The 20,881-nt window shown below is 47.8% G+C and carries 15 protein-coding genes, 21 tRNA genes, 2 pseudogenes and 1 CRISPR repeat array; of the genes and pseudogenes, 25 read left to right on the top strand and 13 right to left on the bottom strand.

The annotated features are described in order from the left end of the window. The first annotated feature begins 58 nt into the window (after positions 1 to 58). The 21 genes from H6F90_RS21880 (at position 59) to H6F90_RS21780 (ending at position 2,107) form a co-directional block, all read left to right on the top strand. Positions 59 to 135, top strand: a tRNA-Glu gene (locus H6F90_RS21880). A 90-nt stretch (positions 136 to 225) separates the two neighbouring features. Further along, positions 226 to 302 (top strand) — tRNA-Arg (locus tag H6F90_RS21875). A 5-nt stretch (positions 303 to 307) separates the two neighbouring features. Next, positions 308 to 408, top strand: a tRNA-OTHER gene (locus tag H6F90_RS21870). Positions 409 to 414: 6 nt separating this feature from the next. Continuing rightward, positions 415 to 487, top strand: a tRNA-Phe gene (locus H6F90_RS21865). 5 nt (positions 488 to 492) lie between these two features. Continuing rightward, positions 493 to 567, top strand: a tRNA-Asn gene (locus H6F90_RS21860). A 5-nt stretch (positions 568 to 572) separates the two neighbouring features. Further along, positions 573 to 648 (top strand) — tRNA-Gln (locus H6F90_RS21855). A gap of 30 nt (positions 649 to 678) precedes the next feature. Next, positions 679 to 751: transfer RNA gene (locus tag H6F90_RS21850), tRNA-Gln, on the top strand. A 52-nt stretch (positions 752 to 803) separates the two neighbouring features. Continuing rightward, a tRNA-Leu gene (locus H6F90_RS21845) sits at positions 804 to 881 on the top strand. A gap of 4 nt (positions 882 to 885) precedes the next feature. Further along, positions 886 to 962: transfer RNA gene (locus H6F90_RS21840), tRNA-Leu, on the top strand. A gap of 5 nt (positions 963 to 967) precedes the next feature. Next, positions 968 to 1,043 (top strand) — tRNA-Pro (locus H6F90_RS21835). A 3-nt stretch (positions 1,044 to 1,046) separates the two neighbouring features. Continuing rightward, positions 1,047 to 1,122 (top strand) — tRNA-Leu (locus tag H6F90_RS21830). A 192-nt stretch (positions 1,123 to 1,314) separates the two neighbouring features. Then, positions 1,315 to 1,390 (top strand) — tRNA-Lys (locus H6F90_RS21825). 6 nt (positions 1,391 to 1,396) lie between these two features. Continuing rightward, positions 1,397 to 1,470, top strand: a tRNA-Leu gene (locus H6F90_RS21820). After that, a tRNA-Met gene (locus H6F90_RS21815) sits at positions 1,471 to 1,548 on the top strand. Between the two features lie 2 nt (positions 1,549 to 1,550). Next, positions 1,551 to 1,625 (top strand) — tRNA-Thr (locus tag H6F90_RS21810). Between the two features lie 4 nt (positions 1,626 to 1,629). Further along, positions 1,630 to 1,704: transfer RNA gene (locus H6F90_RS21805), tRNA-Gly, on the top strand. 12 nt (positions 1,705 to 1,716) lie between these two features. Continuing rightward, a tRNA-Gly gene (locus H6F90_RS21800) sits at positions 1,717 to 1,788 on the top strand. Between the two features lie 5 nt (positions 1,789 to 1,793). Next, positions 1,794 to 1,868, top strand: a tRNA-Val gene (locus tag H6F90_RS21795). A gap of 5 nt (positions 1,869 to 1,873) precedes the next feature. Further along, positions 1,874 to 1,949: transfer RNA gene (locus H6F90_RS21790), tRNA-Arg, on the top strand. 5 nt (positions 1,950 to 1,954) lie between these two features. After that, positions 1,955 to 2,028, top strand: a tRNA-Ala gene (locus H6F90_RS21785). A 2-nt stretch (positions 2,029 to 2,030) separates the two neighbouring features. Continuing rightward, positions 2,031 to 2,107 (top strand) — tRNA-His (locus H6F90_RS21780). A 19-nt stretch (positions 2,108 to 2,126) separates the two neighbouring features. Here H6F90_RS21780 and H6F90_RS21775 read toward each other — a convergent pair. The 6 genes from H6F90_RS21775 to H6F90_RS21750 all read right to left on the bottom strand — a co-directional run bounded on the left by H6F90_RS21775 (position 2,127) and on the right by H6F90_RS21750 (position 10,714). Then, complete coding sequence (locus H6F90_RS21775) at positions 2,127 to 2,711, bottom strand: thermonuclease family protein (protein ID WP_190554298.1); 585 nt, start codon at positions 2,709 to 2,711, stop codon at positions 2,127 to 2,129. A 9-nt stretch (positions 2,712 to 2,720) separates the two neighbouring features. Further along, positions 2,721 to 3,518: a thermonuclease family protein gene (locus tag H6F90_RS21770; protein WP_242024581.1), complete on the bottom strand. Its 798-nt coding sequence runs from the start codon at positions 3,516 to 3,518 to the stop codon at positions 2,721 to 2,723. 151 nt (positions 3,519 to 3,669) lie between these two features. After that, on the bottom strand, positions 3,670 to 7,554 hold the full coding sequence (locus H6F90_RS21765; RefSeq protein ID WP_190554297.1) for a zinc-ribbon domain-containing protein: 3,885 nt from the start codon (positions 7,552 to 7,554) through the stop codon (positions 3,670 to 3,672). A 131-nt stretch (positions 7,555 to 7,685) separates the two neighbouring features. Further along, complete coding sequence (locus H6F90_RS21760; RefSeq protein WP_190554296.1) at positions 7,686 to 8,090, bottom strand: hypothetical protein; 405 nt, start codon at positions 8,088 to 8,090, stop codon at positions 7,686 to 7,688. 1,046 nt (positions 8,091 to 9,136) lie between these two features. Then, positions 9,137 to 9,844 (bottom strand): CBS domain-containing protein, encoded by a 708-nt coding sequence (locus H6F90_RS21755; protein ID WP_190554295.1) that lies wholly within the window; start codon positions 9,842 to 9,844, stop codon positions 9,137 to 9,139. Positions 9,845 to 10,084: 240 nt separating this feature from the next. Next, positions 10,085 to 10,714 carry a site-specific integrase gene (locus H6F90_RS21750; protein WP_199296095.1) on the bottom strand — a complete coding sequence of 210 codons (630 nt, stop codon included), beginning with the start codon at positions 10,712 to 10,714 and terminating at the stop codon, positions 10,085 to 10,087. A 313-nt stretch (positions 10,715 to 11,027) separates the two neighbouring features. Between H6F90_RS21750 and H6F90_RS21745 the strand changes: the two are divergent. Beyond that, positions 11,028 to 11,159, top strand: a pseudogene (locus tag H6F90_RS21745) (IS701 family transposase); the annotation flags it as partial. Positions 11,160 to 11,217: 58 nt separating this feature from the next. On the opposite strand, the pseudogene H6F90_RS21740 reads toward H6F90_RS21745, so the two are convergent. After that, positions 11,218 to 12,575, bottom strand: a pseudogene (locus tag H6F90_RS21740) (IS110 family transposase). A 329-nt stretch (positions 12,576 to 12,904) separates the two neighbouring features. On the opposite strand from H6F90_RS21740, the gene H6F90_RS31620 reads away from it, so the two are divergent. The 3 genes from H6F90_RS31620 to H6F90_RS30840 are packed head-to-tail and all read left to right on the top strand — an operon-like array spanning position 12,905 to position 14,010. Continuing rightward, a complete protein-coding gene (locus tag H6F90_RS31620) occupies positions 12,905 to 13,309 on the top strand; it encodes a hypothetical protein (protein ID WP_370588070.1) in 405 nt (134 codons plus the stop codon). Between the two features lie 21 nt (positions 13,310 to 13,330). After that, entirely contained in the window at positions 13,331 to 13,810 is a 480-nt protein-coding gene (locus H6F90_RS31615) for a hypothetical protein (protein WP_370588069.1), read from the top strand. Between the two features lie 35 nt (positions 13,811 to 13,845). After that, complete coding sequence (locus H6F90_RS30840; RefSeq protein WP_242024586.1) at positions 13,846 to 14,010, top strand: hypothetical protein; 165 nt, start codon at positions 13,846 to 13,848, stop codon at positions 14,008 to 14,010. Between the two features lie 36 nt (positions 14,011 to 14,046). Then, a CRISPR array of direct repeats spans positions 14,047 to 15,270; the repeat unit is 36 nt; unit sequence GTTTCCATTCAATTGATTTCCCTAGCGAGTAGGGAC. Positions 15,271 to 15,452: 182 nt separating this feature from the next. Here H6F90_RS30840 and cas2 read toward each other — a convergent pair. The 6 genes from cas2 to H6F90_RS21705 are packed head-to-tail and all read right to left on the bottom strand — an operon-like array spanning position 15,453 to position 20,878. Next, complete coding sequence (cas2, locus tag H6F90_RS21730; RefSeq protein ID WP_190554293.1) at positions 15,453 to 15,731, bottom strand: CRISPR-associated endonuclease Cas2; 279 nt, start codon at positions 15,729 to 15,731, stop codon at positions 15,453 to 15,455. Between the two features lie 7 nt (positions 15,732 to 15,738). After that, on the bottom strand, positions 15,739 to 16,728 hold the full coding sequence (gene cas1, locus H6F90_RS21725; protein WP_190554292.1) for a CRISPR-associated endonuclease Cas1: 990 nt from the start codon (positions 16,726 to 16,728) through the stop codon (positions 15,739 to 15,741). Continuing rightward, entirely contained in the window at positions 16,728 to 17,006 is a 279-nt protein-coding gene (csx18, locus tag H6F90_RS21720; protein ID WP_190554291.1) for a CRISPR-associated protein Csx18, read from the bottom strand. The genes cas1 and csx18 overlap by 1 nt, the downstream gene beginning before the upstream one ends. 23 nt (positions 17,007 to 17,029) lie before the next feature. Continuing rightward, positions 17,030 to 18,481: a hypothetical protein gene (locus H6F90_RS21715; protein ID WP_190554290.1), complete on the bottom strand. Its 1,452-nt coding sequence runs from the start codon at positions 18,479 to 18,481 to the stop codon at positions 17,030 to 17,032. Positions 18,482 to 18,499: 18 nt separating this feature from the next. Next, positions 18,500 to 20,485, bottom strand: a complete 1,986-nt coding sequence (locus tag H6F90_RS21710) for an RAMP superfamily CRISPR-associated protein (protein WP_190554289.1) — start codon at positions 20,483 to 20,485, stop codon at positions 18,500 to 18,502. Beyond that, positions 20,486 to 20,878 (bottom strand): hypothetical protein, encoded by a 393-nt coding sequence (locus H6F90_RS21705; RefSeq protein WP_190554288.1) that lies wholly within the window; start codon positions 20,876 to 20,878, stop codon positions 20,486 to 20,488. Positions 20,879 to 20,881 lie beyond the last annotated feature (3 nt).

Raw genomic sequence — 20,881 nt, 5'->3', positions numbered from 1 at the left:
CTACAGGTTCAAATCCTGTGTGTGCAACAACAGCTTTTTCAACTTGCACGGCATCAATGGTGCAGAAGCGAAGTGGTCGAGCGGCACGTCTTTCAAGCGTGTGACTAGCGGGTTCAAGTCCCGTCTGCACTGCCACATGGAGAGTAAACCGATCAGGCGATCGGCACTGTTTGCTAAACAGATGGATGAATAATTGTGGTTCGAGTCCACTGCTCTCCGCCTCATAAGAACGTGGTGTAACTGGATAACACATCGCTCTACGAAACCGAAGAGTGAGAGTTCGACTCTCTTCATTCTTGCCACTTATGGAGGATACCGCTAAGTGGTCGGCAACTGGTCTTGTAGCTTGCTTCCTGTAGGGTAAACCAGGGTAGTCCTTGACTAGGGGTTCGATTCCTCTATCCTCCGCCTCATGGGAAGTTGGTGAAGCTGGTGCTCACGTGCCGCTGAAGACGGCGAGAAGGCAGTTCGATCCTGTCACTTCCCACTCGTTGCCCTATAGCTCAATGGCTGAGCGGCCCGCTGTTAACGGGAAGGTTGTAGGTTCAAGTCCTACTGGGGCAGCCATTCTTTGCAGGATGGACAATTGGCAAGTCGCCTTGACTCTGAATCAAGGAGAGGTTGGTTCGACCCCAACTCCTGCATCCAACTGCAATCGCTCGTGGTCGCACAATTCATTGCCCTGTGGTGTAACTGGCAACATCTCGCTCTTTGAAAGCGAAGTTTCTAGGTTCGAATCCTAGCGGGGCAGTTGGAAGGTAAACAGTCGCCTGGGTCAATCCTCTGTGCCCCTTCCATCTCTCACTCCTGTGGCCCAATCGGTAGAGGCGGCTGTCTCAAACCCAGTCAATGTGCAGGTTCAAATCCTGTCAGGAGTACCAACTTGCTGCTGTAGCCCAACTGGAAGAGGTGCTGGTCTTAGAAACCAGAGGTTGTGGGTTCAAATCCCACTAGCAGTACCAACTATCGGGATGTAATTCAGTGGTCAGAAGCCTTGGTTTGGGGCCAAGGAGTCGTGGGTTCAAATCCTACCATCCCGACCATTTGCTCCTGTGGCGAAAGGGAAGACGCTCTAGACCGAGGATCTAGTTTTTGTGGGTTCGATTCCCACCGGGAGTACCAAGCATCGAAGGCGGAAGTGATCGACGCACCCACCCGATAAGTGGGTCATTAGCAAGTTTGAGTCTTGCTCGGTGTACCAATTCTTGTGGGTCGTAAAGCCCTTTGGGCATAGAAGAAAGGCAGAGCGGATATGCAGCCGCCTTTTAAGCGGAGAGATCCAGGTTCAACTCCTGGGCGACCTACCAAATATTCGGGTTGTTAGCTCAGTCGGTAGAGCAGCTGCCTCTTAAGCGGAAGCGCATAGGTTCAAGCCCTATACAGCCCACCAAAAGATGCCTCTGTGATGCAATCGGTAGACATCGCTTGCTTAAACCAAGTGTGTTACAGGTTCGACTCCTGTCAGGGGCATGCGGGGATGGAGCAACGTCGGCTCGAAAGGCTCATAACCTTTACATCAGTGGGTTCAATTCCCACCCCCGTCACCCAATGCTGGTGTGGCTCAACGGCAGAGCAACTGTCTTGTAAACAGTAGGTTGCAGGTTCAACTCCTGTCACCAGCTCCAGAATGCGAATGTGGTGCAGTGGCTAGCATCCCTGGCTTCCAACCAGGAGACACGAGTTCGAGTCTCGTCTTTCGCTCCAATCTTGAATCTTGCGAATGTGGTGTAAGGGCTAACACCGGAGTATGCCAATCTCCAGATGCGAGTTCGACTCTCGCCATTCGCTCTCGTAGTCCTGTAGCTCAACGGTAGAGTAAGCGCCTTACAAGCGAGGGGTTGTAGGTTCAAATCCTATCAGGACTACCAACAATGGGAGTGTCGCCTAACGGATAAGGCAACTGTCTTCTAAACAGTTTCATGCAGGTTCGACTCCTGCCATTCCTGCCAAGCTTGGGACCATAGCTCAACTGGCTAGAGCATCCGCCTTGCAAGCGGAAGGTTAGGGGTTCGACTCCCCTTGGCTCCACTGTGACTGAACCCGAAGAGGTGGAGAGGCTGGTTTGTGACACCAATGTTAGCGAGTTCGACTCTCGTCAGTCACCCCAAATAGAATGGGCGATCGCCTCAATGTTTAACGGCTGGAGTAGCTGCCCAAACACCTCGCTGGTTTTGCTTCGCTTCTTTCATACCCTGCTGCACTACATCCCAGTTGGGACAGTGATCAGCAAACTTCTCATAGGGGTAAGCCCAGCCAGCCGCAACCATTTCGTATTGGATAAATTTCTCCTCGTCAGAACGCGGAGTTGGAACATTTACCTCAGCCACTTTTCTCCCCTGACGATCGGTGTCAGCAATGGTCAGAATGACGTGATTATCGGCCTGAGCAAGGAGCGATCGCAGGTGATCTCGACTTCTCACTCCAAGAGGTTGATCTAGTTGTGGCGCATTAACGCAAGCCAAACGAATTGTTTCAACTCGGCCCTGCTGTTGCATCTGGAAAGTATTGCCATCCTCAACACTTCCTGGCACCACATTCCAATGCTCACTCGGCATCTCACTAGGGCTTTTGGTTAAGGCTGGTTTTTTCCAATCGGTGCTGGGATTGTCATAATCGGGTCGAGAAGATTGCGATCGCTGCCACTGTTGATAAATAGGAACAATGACAACAGCGATCGCGAAGAGGGGTAGCAAAGCAGCAAGGTGTTTCATCGTAAGGGATTAACTCTCACATCCTACCCCATCTTTATCTCCATCAAATCTATGTGGGTCGGGTGCCACCACTGTGAACTGTCGCTCTGAAATGTCTTTACAATCTAAATCGGGTGGTCCGGGTGGAATGCACACACCTGGGTAAGCAGGGGAGCAGTTAGAGGTCTGAGTAGCGGGTTGTGGAGTGGTAGGCCAATTAATTGCAGGGGCAGAAGTGCCTCTCCTCCCTGCTCTGAAATCCCACGGCATCACCGGATTGGCTTGGCTCCAGAATGCTAGCTTTCGTTGCTTGGCCTTTGCCTCGGCCTGGAGATAGCGATCCTTGGTAGCAGCACAATCGCTTAAGTACTGCCGATAAACTACGGCTCGCCCCTCCTGCACCATTTGCAGATCCACTGACTGCCCGTTTTTGAATACCTCAGCTATAGTGCGACGGTAAGGGTCTATTCCTACCACTCTCAACTGCACACTCTGATTTTTCGGTAGGAATTGGCTGAGACGTGTGGCTGCTTCCTTCCCTCCAGCTTGGTTAGCCTCCGGCGCGTCTATGCAGGCGAGCCTCACAGTGACAGGCTTTCCGTTCATCTGGACGCGCAGTGTGTCTCCATCTCCCGTGCTAATGACAGTACCAGCTTGATTTGTTTGTGCCAGAAGTGGAGTGGGAGAAATGAGGGCGATCGCCGCTGCCAATACCAAAACTCGATTCATGCTTTCACCGGGAGGAGGCAGGTTTAGAGTTCCCGATTGTGGCAGGGAAGGTAACGCGATCGCGTGCATTATGCCTTGCTCTGTTAGGGATGAAGGCAAAGAATATTGCCAAGCTTATGGCCCAGCAGTGTGTCAAAGGGGAACGTTCCTACTGAAGGAGTGCAAGTAATCTTGGTACCACAACCAAGGTCTCTCACATCAGTGTTGTTTACGCTTTTTCATGAGCAGCCTAATTAGGCTGCTCAGTTTGCTAGAGGTGTACCTTAATTTGAGAAATATCAACCTCCTCTGATTTGATTGCTCGAATGTATCGAAACTTCCAGACTTCAGTAGTTTCAATTATTTTAAAGCCAGCTGTTTCAAGACCTTTAACAAACCCTTGAAAATCTTTAATATGGGACGTTACTTCGTAAATCCAGAGTTGTCCATCAAGTTTGAGTGTGCGGGATGCTTCACGAATGTAATCAGTAATGTTCAAACCCATAAGTGACAAATTGAACATCGCAACGTCCAGACAGCTATCCTCTAAGGGTACACGAGCCATATCACACTCAATGACTGAATCATTGATAGCAATGAAATCAAAGTTATGAATCGTATGCTTGCCGACAAGAGCTTTAGCTATCAACGCTTCCCCGCAACCAAAATCAGCCACAACTAAATCAGAGCGCTTTTGAAGCCATTTGATAGCCTCCTCGTAAGGGATAACTGACCAAGTTTTTCGAGCTTCTTGATAGAGTGTATGGTATTGCATCCACTCTTCTGGATTGCCTTGCAATCGTTCGTAAGTGGTGTGGCTATAGCTACTACTCCAACGAGCATTCATACGACTAAAGTCACCGTATTGAACATTACGGCGTCGAACATCTAATGGATCAACATTTGGAAGCGGGACAAAAATTTTAGGGTGAATAACTGCTCTTTGTTCACCTGACTTCAGACGTTCCAGCCATTTACGCAAATCTCGAAATGCTTGAGATTCACTGCGTAGCTGACCTTCAGGCATTTTGCCATCTACCGCAGCATCAGCAACCGTCTGCTTATTTTGCAGTCGCGCTAATCGCCCTTCATCCCAACTCCACCGTTCTCCATCATTCAAACTGTAAGTCACAGGCATGAGGATTGTGAGAGTATCATGAACTTGCCCCTGCCGATTTAATCGTCCTTCTAACTGCTCTAATTCGGCACTCGTCCAGGGTGGGATATTCAGAATTAAGCGATCACAGACTCGTTGAAAGCCGTCAATACCAGTAGCCATAGCACTACTGGCAATCAGAATATCGATAGAACCGTCAATGAAATTGTTACGCCCACTCTTATCTCCGCCCATGTGAAAACCAACAGTCCAGCCCTCCCCCTCAATTGCTTCTTTTAGTTGATCAACAATGCCTTCAACATAATGTGTATAAACAACAGTCTTTGGACGAAGTTCTTTGAGAATTGCTGGAATCCTAGCGCGAGTAAGGATTTGCTCCATTTTTAAGATAGATGTACCCTCTTCCCAAATTTCATCTACTAAGTGAGTGCAATCCACTGGGAGTGTAACTCTCTTGATGTTGATTTTGGGCTTGACTCTAGAGCGAATTCCCAGAGTTACAAACGACTGATGCAAACGCATACAATTGTTAAGCGTGGCTTTCTCACCCAAGTCAGATCGTTCTATGCCTGTTACTAATTCAACCAGGCTTTTACCCTCTTTTAGGTTGTTAATCACCGGAGTTGCACTCATTCCAAGGACATGAAGATCAGGGTTCTTCTCTGCTGCGTTGGTGATCAGAGCAAGCACCATCTGTCGACGTTTAGAGGGATCATCGCTCCGTTGTTTGCAACGATGAATTTCATCCACAATGATGAAGTCGATTTGATAGCGTTCTAGGAGCTGCCGAATGTGAGCAGAGGTTGAGGGTTGCTGGAACATCTCGTGATGCAGGAGAATGTAGTGATGTCCTCCCTCAATATCCGTCCAATGAGGACTGAAGTTTTTTATGGTTACTTGGCTATCTGGAAAAACTTGCTTAATTTCTCCATGCCAGTTTGTCACCGTATCTAATGGGCAGATAATGATTGTAAGATGGGCATCAATGATGCGGCTACTAAGGATACCACCAATTGTTTTACCTGTACCTGTCAACGAGAGGTTTAACATTCGCCGCTGACTCCGTAGCCTTACCGAAGCTAGCTTTTGCATCAAGTTGGGGGGTGTAATTTTGCCATCAACTCGAAATGCCCAACCTGATGGAATTGCCATATCTCGCGCTTGGTTGTATTCTTCAAGGAACTGATCTCTCACCTGCCGACCGTAGCCCTCATCCGTAAACGCTTCAATTGCTTCGACAGCAGATTCATCCTCAAAAACTTCTGCCCAAATCCGATTGCGCCTCGAAGCAATAAAGAAATCAACCGCCTCCTGATCGGCTGAAGCAACAATCTTGCTACTCAAAAACTCCAGACTTTTCTGTACTTTTATTTTTGGTAATTTGCTAGCTTCATCAAGCTCACCTTGAGAATCACTGTTTGCTTCAAAAGATTGAGGTATGTCAGATATATCTAATGATGGAGAAGCATCAACAATCTGTAGTTCAGTATCAGCTTTAAGAACGTCAATTGAATCAGTTTCAGTTCCTGAAGTTTTGGATTCCTTGCCTTGAATTACATCTCGAAGTTTTTGTCCTGTTAGCTTGCTTCGAATAATATCTTTGACGAGCTTGAGTGCTTCGATATTTTTTGTATCTAAGATCCCCGATTGTTCGAAAATCTTATATAATTCAGCCTGCGTCAGATTAGGAATATGAGATTCTAAACTGGCAACAAACTGACGAATAGCTTCTAAATTCCAGCCAAAACAGCGAGCACAGCCATTATTGCCTAAGTTCCATGATCTCCTAGTAATGGTGCCTACTCTAGCTTTCCACTCATATTCGTCATGTGGACACTTAAACCATGCTTCTTGCTGAGAGCCTCTAGTCACCTTATCAGGGAATACATCTAGCTTATTATTCTTTTCGTAATCCCAATACTGAGATACATACTCAGGATAGAGAGTCAGCAATGATGTAGTTTCAGTAGCAATTAATCCTCTACACGCTGGACAACCACTATTTCCTTTTTTCCAAGAATGTTTTGCGATTGTCGCAATTTTTGCTACCCACTCATGATCATCAATAGGACATTTAAAGGAAGCTTCTTTGCCCGACCCAATGGTTAACTTTATTGGATCAAGTTCTAATTTATTATTAACTTCATAACACCAATACTTAGCAACCTCTTCAGGAAATTCAACTGCTACTGAGTCTCGACGCTGCCATTTACCTCGTTTACGCTCAGCAGTACCATTACAGACTCGGCAACCAGTATTGCCCTTTGACCACTGCTGAGTGATCGTTGAGACAATGCTTGCTTGCCATTCATTCCCATCTTGAGGGCACTTGAACCATACTTTCTTATTACTTGCAAGAGTCAATTTCTCTGGGTCTAGGTTAAGTTCGTTATTTTTTTTGTAATTCCAGTGTTCTTCAATGAATTCTGGATAAACTTCTGTAAGAACAGGCTGCTTTTCAGCCTTTTTCTTCTTACCTGCACACATCGGACATCCACTAGTTCCATTTCTATCCCAACTCTGCTTTGCTATTTCAGAAGGCTTTTTCTTCCAGGAATATCCATCGTGAGGGCACTTGAACCATACATACTGCTGTGTGGTCCCGGCAGGAACATTTTCAGGCTTGAGATCTCCATTTTTCTCATAATCCCATAATTCTGAGGCTCGTTCTGGATAGAGTGCTGCTAGACTTCTTGAATAAAGTTCTTGTTTAGCGCGTTCCTCCTTTTTTTGCTCAGCCGCCGCTTCTGCTTTTTCTTGCTCTTTCAAATACTCATGAAATGCAGGATTAGAATTGAGAATTTGTCTCACTCTCTCTCTACTAATCCCGTATTTATCACCTATTTGTTGTCTGTTGAGTCCTTGTTTATAAAGCTCCAGAAACTGATTGCTCTTCTCAAGATTTTCTTGTCTTAGTTTTTTGGGCTTCGATGCATCGTTTTTCACTTTCTGATCTACCTCAAACACAACCTTTACTTGCTTATCGTTTTGTTTTTTCCAAATCTCGCAAACAGTTTGGTTCTGTTGGAGAGGCTTCACATCCTTTTACAGCTAAAGACAAAAAGCCAGAGTATTGGCTTAGACTGCGTTTCAAGGCGATGTGATGACAAGGAATTACACGTATCTCGGCTCAATGTGCCTAACGCCCCTAACTAGCGAAAAGGACGAAATTAGCTCTTGTGTATCCATCCCCCGCCACAAACAGTTGTGCTATACCAGTCGCCACGCGGTTCGGCATAAACACTAATAGCAGTTATATCTAAAGCGTATTTAACCGCACCATTGGGCTGAACCCGAACGTTAGAGGGTGGATCAAACACCAAAACCGTTCCCATATCCTCAGTGGGTTCAAACCGCAAAGAACAAGCCATTCTCAACATATTACGAGTTGCCTGGGATTGAGGTTTATACTGCTGCCCGTCAACGGTCCAAAACCCTCTGCTGCAAACTGCTTCAGCATCAATTCGCTCATTTCCTAGATAGTAAGTAAATATAGTGCCTGAACTAGCTGAGCGGTGACTGACACGGGGGATGGAATCTGTATCGATGGTGATCACGGCTCCAGTGGAAGGCACGTCCTAATGGCAACATCTTGGCCTGTGCCGACGTTCTAACAAAAGCAGGCAGTAGCCCGATCGCTAGCCCAAACCATGCAAAACGCTTCATTTCTCGCCTCCAATTGTGTCTAAAAAATTACTCAAACTAGAATTCCCATGACTAGAGACTAAAGACCAAAATCAGATCCGCTATTGAGCGCACATAACTCTTGAAGAGGTTGTTTCTTTAAAGACTAGGGCCGCGCCTGCACGCCAGCACTTCCACCTCAAAGCTTTATTAAGCAAGGTTCTAATAGTGGTGACCTCGTTAGTGAACTGACGGAGGTAGGGTGCGATCGCAGCCTCAGTTAGACCAACAAACAGAACTATTGAACTCCAGTATCTGCAAGCATCTAACAGACTTGGTATTACGTGAGTCTTCTTTAACCCTCAGGGTTTTTGAGTCTCGCTTGTATTCCCTTGCAGGCAAGCCGTCCAAAGTCGGCGTTTCTGAGTCTCGCGCAACCCAGTTGATTCGGGTTCTAATTCCATCTGACCAAGTAAGACTGGAACTGGTATCGAAGTCTTGTAGCTTACAAATGTCTCGAAGCTTGAGCGTAGAGCCTTTGAAGTGATAGCAGACTACCTCACGAGTGACAGACATAGATTGAGCAGGCAGTGGCGTTGTAAGCATCACTGCACTAATTGCGATCGCGGCTATTTTTATCTAAGGAATTGCTGGTAAGAGAAGATACGCCCTTCAGGATGACTTGTCCATTGTTGGGTTAGGTAGGGTAGGGGTAAAGATGCTGCAAAGAGTCTATGAATTTCACAACCTCAAGTTACTCGGAGCTGAACAAGGCGCGATCTCTTTATTTGATCACACCCTTTCATACCTCTCAGCTCTGTGGGGCAATTTGCTCAATTTAATCCTAGTGAAAAATGGTATCGCTATCCGCTAGGACTAACTGATGGGGTCACAGCATGGTGGGGTAAAGGAAAAAAGCGCCGTTGCAAGATTAACGGCTGTGTGGCGTTTCATTGCAGTTTCTCCACCTTGAAGCCACTAACATTTAATGAAAAAATTAATTTATCAGTTGAAGAATTGTGGGCAAATCAGACACAGTAATAATACCAATTATTTTCTCTGTCTGTTTACCACTATCAGTAATTAACAAAGCATCTAGTTTTCTGCCTCGCTCTCCAAAAAGTTGAAAATCTTCTAAAACTTCAAATATAGTGGTATTACGGCCAATAAACTTATGATTCTCCCGATACTCAGTAAACTCTAATACTTTTTCAATTTGAGTTTCTTTAAGACTGAATATGTCCTCTAAAACACTTACTCCAAGCCAACGTGTGATTGTATTTGCTGTAAGTAATTCAGAGAAGACATCATTATCAAAAATTGGTATTTGAGAAAACGAATGTTCGAGCATTAACCTGACTGCATCCCCAATCGAAGCCTTTTGTTTTAATGAAGTAACACTCGTTTGAAATTTAGGTATAACTCTGGGTGGATTGGTGATCGCAGATGCAATCTTCTCAATATCTTCCACTGCTCTATCGTTTGGCTCGGCAATAGTGTGCTCGTCAGAGCGCTCATGTACAATTGCATTTCTTAGATCTGCATATTCTTTAAGATCATTCTTAAAAGATTTAATTACTGCACTCGATGTTGAAGTCTTATCGACTAATTGGTAGAAAGTGTGATAACTATCCGAGTTTACTTTTAAGCGAAGAAACCGCTCGATGGAAGAAAATGCTCTAAGAAAGCGGTCTGAATTCTTCATAGATTCCTCTTCGAAAAGGGAAAATAACTATATGGAATATGGCGTAGTACAGCAGCCTCTTTCTTTAAAGATTCTAGCAATTTAATTTGAAGATCTTGAACCTACTGATCTCATCAAGAGACGAAGTAGCGTAACTTATTAGGTTAAAAATTTCGACTTAACTATCTAGTTCGGACAGTGGACAGAACATTTCTATGTATCACTCTGAAACCAGGCAACTCACTAGCAACCGACCATACCTCAAAAACTCAAAGCCGCGATCGCCCCTTCCAGTTGCAGTTCCGACACATCCAAATATCTCTGAAGTGCCTGCAAGCTGCGATGTCCAGATATCTCCTGAATCACCCGCAGCGGTATTCCTGCACTACTCATCTGGGTCAGAGCAGTTCTTCTGAGACTGTGCGTACTAACCCCTACCAGCCCCAGGCGATCGCACGTCTCCCTAAGAATCTCATCGGCTGACTTTGGGTTGATGTGCCCGCGCCCGTGCCGTCCTGGAAAGAGGTACTGTTTACCTACTCCCACCCGATAGGTCTCCAGGTATCCCTTGAGAACCGGGTTCACTGGAATTTGCCGTGTCTCCTGCTTGCCCTTGGTGTTGGCCTTACGCAGGGTAATCTTCATTCTGGCTCCGGATGCGTCATAGCCATCTGTCGTGAGCATCGAGCAAGCTTCACTGATGCGGCAGCCTGTGTAGAGGCAGATGCCAAAGAGGGCACGATCGCGATCGCTCTCAAACGCCTCAAACAATTTTGCAATTTCGTAGGAAGTTAAAACCTTAGCTTGGCCGTGACCGTCTACCTTCACTTCAGCCGCCTCAACAATTATCTGAACTAACTTTAATTTCTTTGGGTAAATCGACCCAAGCATTGATACTCCGTTGTTACATCTAAAGGGGAAAGAGCAGTTAATCCCAGCTTATCGATCGCTTCCTTCCGACAATGGCTGAAACCCTGATTCTGTCGTCAATCGATAAGTTTTACTTAATTCCTTGGTTCTATCAGCGTCGTCTACACCTTGATCTGCTTAAAGGAGGTGGGTCAAGTCAATTACCAATCAGGAAAGCTGACATTATTCTTGATAAATAACTTGGTCAACTGATGAAGCATCGGGGTACAAAAGTTTGATAACACTGCAAGAGTACCTAGCGGCATCAGTTGACCAAGTGGAGCAGGCGGTCGCTTACTTAGTTGTAAGTTCCAACGTTAGGACACTTGAGAAACGCGGCAAGTTCAAAGCCTTTGAGCAGCTAGTCCCTGTCCTCCACGGCAATCGGGGCGTGCATCTAGTGGTGCTGTATATAGTGGTTGGGCCTTAACGCATTCCTTGGAGCTTCCGGGTTTATCGAGGCAAGGGCAGTACTTCCCCTACTCCTAAGAAACACACTCTGGGGTGGAGGGGTAAGGGAGTAGGTCAAACCCAAGTGCCAGCGCTTTTTTCTTGAGGTTCTTCACCACTCGTTCTCGATGTTGCTGCTCATAAACATCCATACCGGGGTCCACATAGCAACCACCTGATTTCCAGAGGTGGTAGAAGATGCGGGCTAGTTTGTGAGCGGTTGCGGTAATGGACTTGGGAGCACCCAGACGTGCTTGCAGGCGACGATAGAAACTGCCTAAAGCCGAGTGAGAGCGCACCAGGGTTTGGGCCGCCATGCGCAGCGCTGTCGCTACCCGATTGGTCACTTGCCGGGTCTGGGAGCTTTTGCGCTTCCCGCCTGTAATTCGACTCCCTGGACACAACCCTAACCAAGAGGCAAAATGTTGGGCAGATGGGAATCGAGACGGGTCTAAGCCCAACTCAGAGAGCAACGTCAGCACCGTTAACACACCAAAGCCATCAATTTGGGTGAAGTCTACTCGACTGATGCGGTACAAATGGGTTCGCAAGTCGAAGCTGGGGGTGTTGCCCAGTTGCTTTTTGCCTCGCCGCTTGGATGGGGGCATCGGGGTTGTCTTGGGATCGATGCGGTCGGCGAACTGGTTCAAGCACTGCTCAATCTGGACATCGCAAGCCGCGATCTGGGCCTGATAGACCTCGTAGAGATGCAGTTCTTGTTGCAGCACAAACACCAGTTCCGCTCGATAGTCGCCTGTTAGGGCAGCCGCAATGTCCTCGCGACTTGCCCGAATGCGGAAGTCTTTGAGTGCTGCCAACTTGTGCAAGTCCCGCTCTCCCGCAACGATGGCCCGAATAATTGCCAGTCCAGTCGTCCACTGATGTCGCTGATGACACGGTGCAGTTGCACATTCATCTGAGTCAGCGCTTTTTGCATTCGCTGGATATGAGCGCTCGCACTCTTAATCAGCGTGTCCCGTTGCCGAATGTAGCTGCGCAGAACACAGACTTGGTCATCTGGACGGAAGGAGCCTGCCAGCAACCCATAGCTGTGCAACTGACGCAACCATTGACAGTCGAGCACATCACTTTTACGACCTGGGACTGTCTTGACGTGACGGGCATTGACCAGCTTGACTTCAAAGCCTTGGGTCTCCAGAATTTGGAATACCGGAACCCAGTAGACGCCAGTAGCTTCCATCGCGACCGTTTTGATGCCACATTCATGCAGCCATTTTGCCATTGCATAGAGCTCAGTCGTAAAGCAGCCAAAGCGACGCACGCACGGGGAGGCGCGCTCTTCAGGCACACTCACCCAGTGATGTTCTGCACCGAGGTCGATTCCCGCAGCATCCGGGTTCATCACCGCTAACTCACGCTTGGGTTCGTTCATCCCCCACTCCTTAGTGGAATGTTAGCTAACCTGCTCCGACCTAGATGGCGCTGTGCATGCAGTCTCCTAAACGGGATAGTGAGGTTCACTTCACCAATGTCTTCAGCACGACCATCCAGAACCAGGCTCACATACGGGCACATCGCACCAGTGTAAAATCGGTCTTGAGTGTCAGAGCATTGTCTCAACTGTAGAACAAGGAGGCATGACTGACCGTTATGTTTCTTCTATCCCTCACGAACGGTATTCCGTTCCTTAAAGGCTCACATCTTGCACCAAGCTTCGAAAGATGGGAGAAAAGGGCGTGAAACCAATAGATTGCAAGAAACATGGATATTCTTGCCCATGCCCAAGCACTAATCTATCACTTGCTCGACGGGATGCCGAGTCCCTACCAGCGTCAAAGTCTGCAAGCTTTGTTGGAGTTGTTTCTTAGAGCCCAGGGCACTCCCCTGCCAGAGCACAGTCCCCTCAAATCCCCCAGCGCCCTCAGCCGCTTCCTCAACGTCTATACCTGGTCAGTGCGTGACGTAATTCGTCGCCTGCGGGAAGCCGTGCGTCAACAACTCCAGCAGTATCGTCCCCGAGGCCGCCGACCGCATCTGCAAGTGATTGTGGATTTGACGACGTTGGAGAAACGCGGCAAGTTCAAAGCCTTTGAGCAGCTAATCTCTGTCTTCAACGGCAAACGCGGCGTGCATCTCGTGGTTCTGTATCTCGTCATCGGACCTTAGCGCATTCCTTGGAGCTTTCGAGTGTATCGGGGCAAGGGCAGTATTTCCCCTGCTCACTTGGGCCTGCATCTCGTGCGCCAGTTTCCCCGCTGGTTGCGCCAAGCCTTCAGGCTAGTCGTGCTTGCTGATACGGCCTTTGGCAGTGTGGACTTCCTCAAAGGCCTGCGGAAGCTGAAACTCCATGCCATCACAGGCGTGCGCTATGACCGTCTCCTCCAGGATGGGCGGCAACTGTTCCATCTGCATAAGCCAGGTCAACAGGTCCGACTCCAAGGGCTCGATTTCCTGGTCATAGTAGCTTGGTTCTACCTCAAGCGTGAAAAGGGCAAGCCACGCTTGAAGCGCTATGTGCTCTCCACCAAGCCTCTCAAAGCCAGCACGATGGGCGGCATCGTTGGCAGATCGAAGGCTGGTTCAAGACAGCGAAACACCGCTTTGGGTTGCATCGCTTTGGTTAACCAGCCTGGGTGGGTCTATATCACTGGTTGGTGTTGCCGCTGAGTGCTTTTATTCTGGCTCACTGGGATTATCTTTCGATGAACACAAAGACGCTACCGGCCTGGGCTGAGGCTGCAGCTGTCGTGCTCGAAGCTTGTCTATCCGAGATGGCTGCCGCCCTGCTGCTCCAGGAAGTTGAACAAAAGCGACTGTTACTACAGAAGCAGGGATGGGAAGTTCAAATCACGGGCCGTAAGCTCTGAGGAACACAGGAACCGACCACCTCAGCCAGAAATCGAGTTTCCATTCAATTGATTTCCCTAGCGAGTAGGGACCCTCGGCATTATGGCGTAGTAGGCGCAGAGCTAAAAAGGCAAGTTTCCATTCAATTGATTTCCCTAGCGAGTAGGGACGGGGTACTGTCCAATGCCTAAGCTATCCAACGGCATTGAGTCAGAGTCGTTTCCATTCAATTGATTTCCCTAGCGAGTAGGGACTGCACCCAAGAATTCCCCGCTGGCAGCGACATGTATTCGGTTTCCATTCAATTGATTTCCCTAGCGAGTAGGGACCAGCGATCGCTTTGATGCGTTACTGGCAGAGGCGTTGAGTTTCCATTCAATTGATTTCCCTAGCGAGTAGGGACAAACCTGGCGATCGCATTTGGATTGATGGCTATGAGTATGAATTTTGTTTCCATTCAATTGATTTCCCTAGCGAGTAGGGACTCAGAGTGGGCAGGCGATCTCTATGGCAACCAGCCGTTTCCATTCAATTGATTTCCCTAGCGAGTAGGGACGATATAAAGAACTAGGCGATCCTGAATTTATCGATCTTGGGTTTCCATTCAATTGATTTCCCTAGCGAGTAGGGACTCTTATATAGAGGACAATGGTACGGTTTAACGGATAGGCCAGTTTCCATTCAATTGATTTCCCTAGCGAGTAGGGACTATTAGCCTGTTTACGTTCATGCAGCGGCCAGAAGAGGAATATCTGGATGGACAGGTCCGCTCTAGTTTCCATTCAATTGATTTCCCTAGCGAGTAGGGACTTTAGAGGAGTTGAAATATGAGTTTTGTTTCGCTACGTTTCCATTCAATTGATTTCCCTAGCGAGTAGGGACACTACCAGTGGTTCTATTACATGGTGATGCCTTCACGCAGTTTCCATTCAATTGATTTCCCTAGCGAGTAGGGACTAAACGAGCTAAACGAAGGTCAGACAAACTGTCGCTTCGTCGTGAAACACAGTTTCCATTCAATTGATTTCCCTAGCGAGTAGGGACACGGTCGCAGATCCGGAAGGAGAGCGATTCGATAAATTGAGTTTCCATTCAATTGATTTCCCTAGCGAGTAGGGACTTGTCAAAGAGTCATGTCACCGTATGAGCATAAGAGTTCAAGAAATGCACGTTTCCATTCAATTGATTTCCCTAGCGAGTAGGGACTCAATGAATGAAGCCAAGTTGTAGAGACAGTAACTCGCGTTTCCATTCAATTGATTTCCCTAGCGAGTAGGGACCTACCCCTATTGAAACCTATAGCTAGCTTGCTGTCTAGCGGGCGATCGCGAGGGATCAAAATTTAGATGAGTCTGAACACCAATACCCCAACCTTGAGAAGCCTGAACTTCTTGACAGGCGTAGCATCGAGGGTTTTTATGAGCTTGCGCCATTTGAGACATTTTTCCGATCCCTCGCACAGCTAAACAATCACCGAGCCCGGTACTGAGGTCACAGGAGGTTCACCCCAAATTTCCACTTGCGACACTGTATGCCCTGACAAAGGGTAAAACCTGACACTATCTTCTGTTAAGTTGACTCGCTGCTTCAAGCGCTGGCGGAGTTCATCGTACTTGCTTTTAGCTAATACGCACTCAAAAACGCTGTATTGTACACGTCGCCCATACCCCTCCAACAAATCTGACACCTTCTTGCGCCGCTTGTCACAGGAAATATCATAGGTGACGAGGTAAAGCAGCATAAGCGCTCTAGCGGATCAGGTAAGGTTGGTAAATGGTACTTGGTGCATATACACACTGCTTGTAGACCTTCACCTGCTGAGTGAGTGTATCCCAACGAGGTTGCTCACCATTATCCGTTTGAAGCGCTTCCTCCATTCGTTGCAAAAAGGCTCGTAGATATTTCTTGCGACCAGTGTCATTTAAGTAGCAGCCCCCTTCGTGATACTCAAAATCTTGGTCGGCATTCACTACCCCTCGATTGACCAAATACAGCGTTAATGAGTCCACGATTGGGGCGCGGAACTCTTCCACTAAATCGGATGCTAAAGCAGCATGACGCTCGGAACCCTGATGAAGGCAAGCCTGATAAGGATCTAAACCTTGCAGCTCAATGAGTGCCAGTAAGTGATTCCATAGAACTTGGTAGCCAAAGCTGAGCATGGCATTGACTGGATTGCCTGGGGGTCGCCGTGATCGTCCTAAAAATACGAAACCTGCTTGAGTCAAACACTCTCCAAAAGCGGAGAAATAAGCAGCAGCTCCAGCCCCTTCCATCCCCATCAACCGTTCAACCGATTCCGCTTGAGCCGCTTGTTCAGCAAGGTACTCTAGGTTCTGAATGGCAGTTGCAATCGTGATGCATTCTCGTCGCCGTTGCTGTCGTAGGAGAATGACTCGGCTATTACGCAACTTCGCCCAGATAATCTGTCGAGCAATCACTAATCGCTCCACCGCTAGCATTTGCTGTTGGTAACGTGAAAGTTGGCGATACCCCCTGCCGATTGGCAGCATTCGACCATAGCAATAGCCCATCCGCGACAGATAAGCGATCGGGATGTCTCGTTGCAGACAAGCTCGAATCAATTGAGTTGTAACTTGAGACTTACCAAAAATAAGGATTTGCTCTAAGAGAGGTAGCTGCACCTCGTCTAAAACAGTTTGGCCTTGCTTAATGACGGCAAATTCTTGCCGTAAGCTGACATAACAGCCCTGCTGAGAAATATAGAGCGATCGCATCAGATTCGGTTGATATCACTCAGATTGGCTGGCTGCATAGGTGAGCTTTGGCTTGGTTGACTGATCAACTCTGCTTGTTGTCTTTCTGGCTGCAAGAAATAAACGACGCGATCGGCAACTATTGCTGTGGTATAAGTCGCAACTGTAACGAGGAGAGTGTTGATAATCACAACAGCCAAGCCCAGTGGTGCAATCAGCAAAATCACCAACGTGATTGCGCCGTTAACAGCTGCTACAGAAGTGTTCCGTACTTGAGCCGCACGAGGGGAGAAATACATAGGAGGGTTCTCTATTTGAAAGTTTAGGGCTGGTAGGAGGCGATTGCCTGTTTCACTTGCAGATGCACCTTCGCAAGAAGACTAGCTTGAGTGAGTGACTTAAAGGATTTGCCTGTAACCAAATTCAGACAATTGAGAATTCTGATTTCCCATTGCTCTGGTTTATTAATATCTCTACCCCAGGCTGTTAACACATCTTTTTCTGGAAGTCCGCCAAGACGGTGAGAGAGCATATTTCGTTTGTGTCGCGCTGTTTCCCAGAAAGCTTTGAAGTCCTGGCTATAGGCAGTTTGAGGAATTGCGAGTTCCAGCAAATTTCGAAGCATCATGCCTCTCAACTCGACACTAGAGGTGCGTGCTTGCTGACTGTCATAGTCATTTGCGAGTTTAGGATACCTCTGCTTAATAGATGGCAACAACAATGGGTATTGATCAGGGCGATGTTGTACTTCTGGGAACGTCGCGATCGCCCACTCCCACAAGATTCCTTCTACAGCCCGAAAACTATGGAGCATTGCTTCGGCAGTGTGATTCTGTTGTAACCGAATTACCGCTAATTGAGCTTGCTCATAGGCGATCCACCACCAACTTAACTCCTGTCTTTGTTCAGGTACGGTCAAAATCGCCTTGGCTAACTGGAAAAACGTCTTAAATTCTCCTTGGTTCCAAGCAATTCCAGCTTTAACTAAGGTGGGTGTTGCACCAAAACCTGTAGAGTCTTGCGTAAAATATGGATTCAATAAATCCCATATACCTGCGTAGTCATAGCGCTCTAAAAGCTGTAAAGCTTGCTGTTGTGTGCGATCCCAAAGATAATTGGTTCCTAAAAAAGGACCCGAATAGTCTGATGGTATACCACTCCGATTTGCCTGTCGGTTTTGGGCAAATTCAAAAAAACGGATGCGATCGCCATACAAGCTCAAGCTTGAAATTCGGGAAGCTTCTGAAGTTTGGCCTACGCCTCCTTTGAGACACAGCCAAATCGGTTGCTGAGGTTGAACTTGGATTTGTTCTTGCCAAACTCGCCGCCACCAGCCAAACATTTGCTCAAAATTGGCAGGGTTGATGCCATCGCTGCCTAGACTGATAATCTCTGCGGGAATTTGATATTGGCAGGCCAGCCAATCTTTGATCAGTTCGCAGGCATAGATCGTATCCTTTTCTCGTTCTCGAACGTTGGAGCTTTGGTTAGTACCGATCAGGTAAACGCGCTCAATTTCCGACGCTTGTTCTTGCAATAACTTACCGAGAATGACTGGCTTGAGGCGATCGCGGCAGTTGTCAAGTTGCTCAAATAGGACTTGGGTTAAGCCCCGATAACTCATGGGTTCTAAGCTTAAGTCAGCCAGAACTTCAGCCTGTTCACCAATAATATCGTTACGCATCTGATCATCTCCGACGTTATACCACTCGCCGGATACGACTTGAAACATGAGATCTCGAGTACCAATCGTGGCAACTAAAACTGCTTTCATACTGTGTGGAAACCATAACTATGAGAGTGGCCAGATCTGAGCGAAATTTTGCCGACCAGCCCGCTGTTTGAGTTCTTGCAGATAGTGTTTGCGAGGATCTTGTGTGGCCCCAAAAACGGTTACAACTTGGTAGTCTCCTAAGTTGGCAATCCAAACAGGCGAAGGTTTGACAGGTCGATTGGTCGTGCCGCAAAGATTGGGATCGTAACCAGGCTTATCACTGCGATCGCAATCTTTCAGATCCTGACTGTGCAACACAGCAAGGGCATAAGGCTTATCAAAATCTTCCGGTCCTGCACAAACCAGAATCTGACAATTGCCATCGACTGCCTCTGCCCAGCGATCGCGGTTGACCGGGCCGAGCGTTAAGGGCGCATTAGGATTCAGTGGGCGATTCGCTATTTGTTGCAGGGCCGTATAAAAACTATGCAATCGTTGGCGGAAGAGTTGCTGAAACTCTTGTACAGACTCAGGCAACTCCCAAAAACTGTCCTGAGCCTCTGGAATTAGCGTTGAACCACGCCACCAGGGTGCCCGCTCTCTAGTTTGGCGCGAATAACAAGGCCGTCTAGCCCCTTGCCCAATGCCGCCCAGATGAAATATCAGCCAAGTCAAAGGTTGAAAGAGTTGAGCGATTGTCTGCTGCTGCTCGGCAGGCGCTTCAGAAGAATAGGCCAGAATTAATTGTCCCGATTGCTCGCCGCACGGGTCTTGCTTTCCTGCGTGGTTCGGTCGGGCTTCTAGGTGAATGACTTGACCCTCTGTAATTTGAACCGTTAGCCAACCTCGCTTTTGTGGACTAATCGAACCAAATAGCTGAGCCTCAAGCTCTTTCACTTGTCTAGTGGGCAAAACCCCTAAAGCTAGTGCCCGAAACCAGTAGCGCAGCATTGATTTAAAGGCAGTCGGACGTACCTCAGCCCTAGGTTGGCCTCGCATTTGCCACTCGTGGCGACGCTCATTCCAGGCCCATTGCGTGAATTTTTGCCGCCCGTGGATGAGCTGGCCTTCTAAAGTAAACTCAACTTCAAAGAAACGCGGAGTAGAGCCTGCTTTTCCAGCACGCCTGAGACTGCCATAACCCGTGTTGATCTGAGAGCCAATGCCTTGCTGAAGCCCCTCTGAGAGCCAGTTCTGCACTCGTCTTAAAGTCTTTGGATCACAACCTGGAGTTGGGCGAATGCCAATCAGAAAAATAGGTTTTTCTAAGGAGAAGAAGGGATTGGGATTCGGTGAATAGTTTAATTCCTGGCCTGCTGCGTCCCATGACCAAATATTATTGGCCATGTCTACAGATAACCCCCCATGATTTGCATCTTTCTGAGGGAGCGGATAAGCATCTAAAAAGATGACCTTTCCGCTGCGATCGCTTCCCTCCGCATCTAAAGAACCAAACCAAGGTGCTACCTGTCTCTCAGCTTGTTTCCAGCTATAACCCTGAGCTACAAACTCACGGATTGCTTGCGCTCTGGCTACGCCTCGCAACGTACTGGATGGGATGTAAGGCATTCCCAAGGCATCGAAGGCAGGTAACAGAATACTTTCAGGCCCTCGATGACCGCCAACCCGGATTCGCCAAGGACAAGCTACTTGAAAAAAGTTGTTTTCACCCGCAATCAAGCGGGTCCGCTGAGTTAGGTGATTGAGGCGATCGCGGTAGGTTGACTCTTCTGCCATTTGCATAATTTGCAGTTTCGTCGGATCTTTGTAGGGGCTACCTGGCGAGCGCATCCAACGTAAATACTCTATAAAGCTAGCTTCCGCTGCTGGGTTTGGAGATCGATCGAGCGGATGCTCTAACCACGGTGAAGGTTCATTGTCAGCAGCATCGCCATTGTCTCCGTTCCCACCATTACTTCCTCCACGACCCCCACTTCTAGACCGCTGATCGGGGTCACGTGAAATACTACCGCCGGAAGTTCTCGGAACAGGTGGCTTAGGACGCTGACTGGCTGGGGGAACGGGGTTTTCCTGCCCAGGTCTCTTGGGGCGTTCAAAGACCATTTAAGCTTCTCCCTCAATGCCACTATATACTGCTGTTGCCCAAAAACTAAACTCTCTTGCGATCGCTAAACCTAAACCTGTTAGGCCTAAATATTCATCTGTATTCAGATCTTTTAAAGTTTCCAACCCATCGCTTCCAGCTAACTGAGAAACTTCTGAAACCTGCTCTAGACATTGAAAAAATGCTTTGACAACATCTTTTTTACCATCTTGGCTGAGAGCTTGCTCCTCTGCTTTCAAGCGCAACATGCCCCAGGTAGAGAGATACGTATAAAGCTCAACAGCTTGGTTCTTTTGCTCTTTTAGGCGAGTTTCATCCTGTTGATACTGTTGGTGTAGCTGGCTGAGCGCAACATATACAGGCTTACCCATTGTGCGTGGATCAAATGACATTGT

The organism is Trichocoleus sp. FACHB-591 (genome assembly GCF_014695845.1).
In the GTDB taxonomy this organism is placed as follows: Bacteria; Cyanobacteriota; Cyanobacteriia; order FACHB-46; family FACHB-46; genus Trichocoleus.
The sequence above is the reverse complement of the archived record's forward strand: the minus strand, read 5'-3'. Positions and strand labels throughout refer to the sequence as shown.

Excerpts from the sequence above, each read along its gene's own strand:
- H6F90_RS21755 (WP_190554295.1), bottom strand. The coding sequence starts at position 9,844 with ATGAAGAATTCAGACCGCTTTCTTAGAGCATTTTCTTCCATCGAGCGG.
- H6F90_RS21750 (WP_199296095.1), bottom strand. The coding sequence starts at position 10,714 with ATGCTTGGGTCGATTTACCCAAAGAAATTAAAGTTAGTTCAGATAATT.
- H6F90_RS31620 (WP_370588070.1), top strand. The coding sequence starts at position 12,905 with ATGGATATTCTTGCCCATGCCCAAGCACTAATCTATCACTTGCTCGAC.
- H6F90_RS21715 (WP_190554290.1), bottom strand. The coding sequence starts at position 18,481 with ATGAAAGCAGTTTTAGTTGCCACGATTGGTACTCGAGATCTCATGTTT.
- H6F90_RS30840 (WP_242024586.1), top strand. The coding sequence starts at position 13,846 with ATGAACACAAAGACGCTACCGGCCTGGGCTGAGGCTGCAGCTGTCGTG.
- H6F90_RS21710 (WP_190554289.1), bottom strand. The coding sequence starts at position 20,485 with ATGGTCTTTGAACGCCCCAAGAGACCTGGGCAGGAAAACCCCGTTCCC.
- cas2 (WP_190554293.1), bottom strand. The coding sequence starts at position 15,731 with ATGCTGCTTTACCTCGTCACCTATGATATTTCCTGTGACAAGCGGCGC.
- csx18 (WP_190554291.1), bottom strand. The coding sequence starts at position 17,006 with ATGTATTTCTCCCCTCGTGCGGCTCAAGTACGGAACACTTCTGTAGCA.
- cas1 (WP_190554292.1), bottom strand. The coding sequence starts at position 16,728 with ATGCGATCGCTCTATATTTCTCAGCAGGGCTGTTATGTCAGCTTACGG.
- H6F90_RS21775 (WP_190554298.1), bottom strand. The coding sequence starts at position 2,711 with ATGAAACACCTTGCTGCTTTGCTACCCCTCTTCGCGATCGCTGTTGTC.
- H6F90_RS21705 (WP_190554288.1), bottom strand. The coding sequence starts at position 20,878 with ATGTCATTTGATCCACGCACAATGGGTAAGCCTGTATATGTTGCGCTC.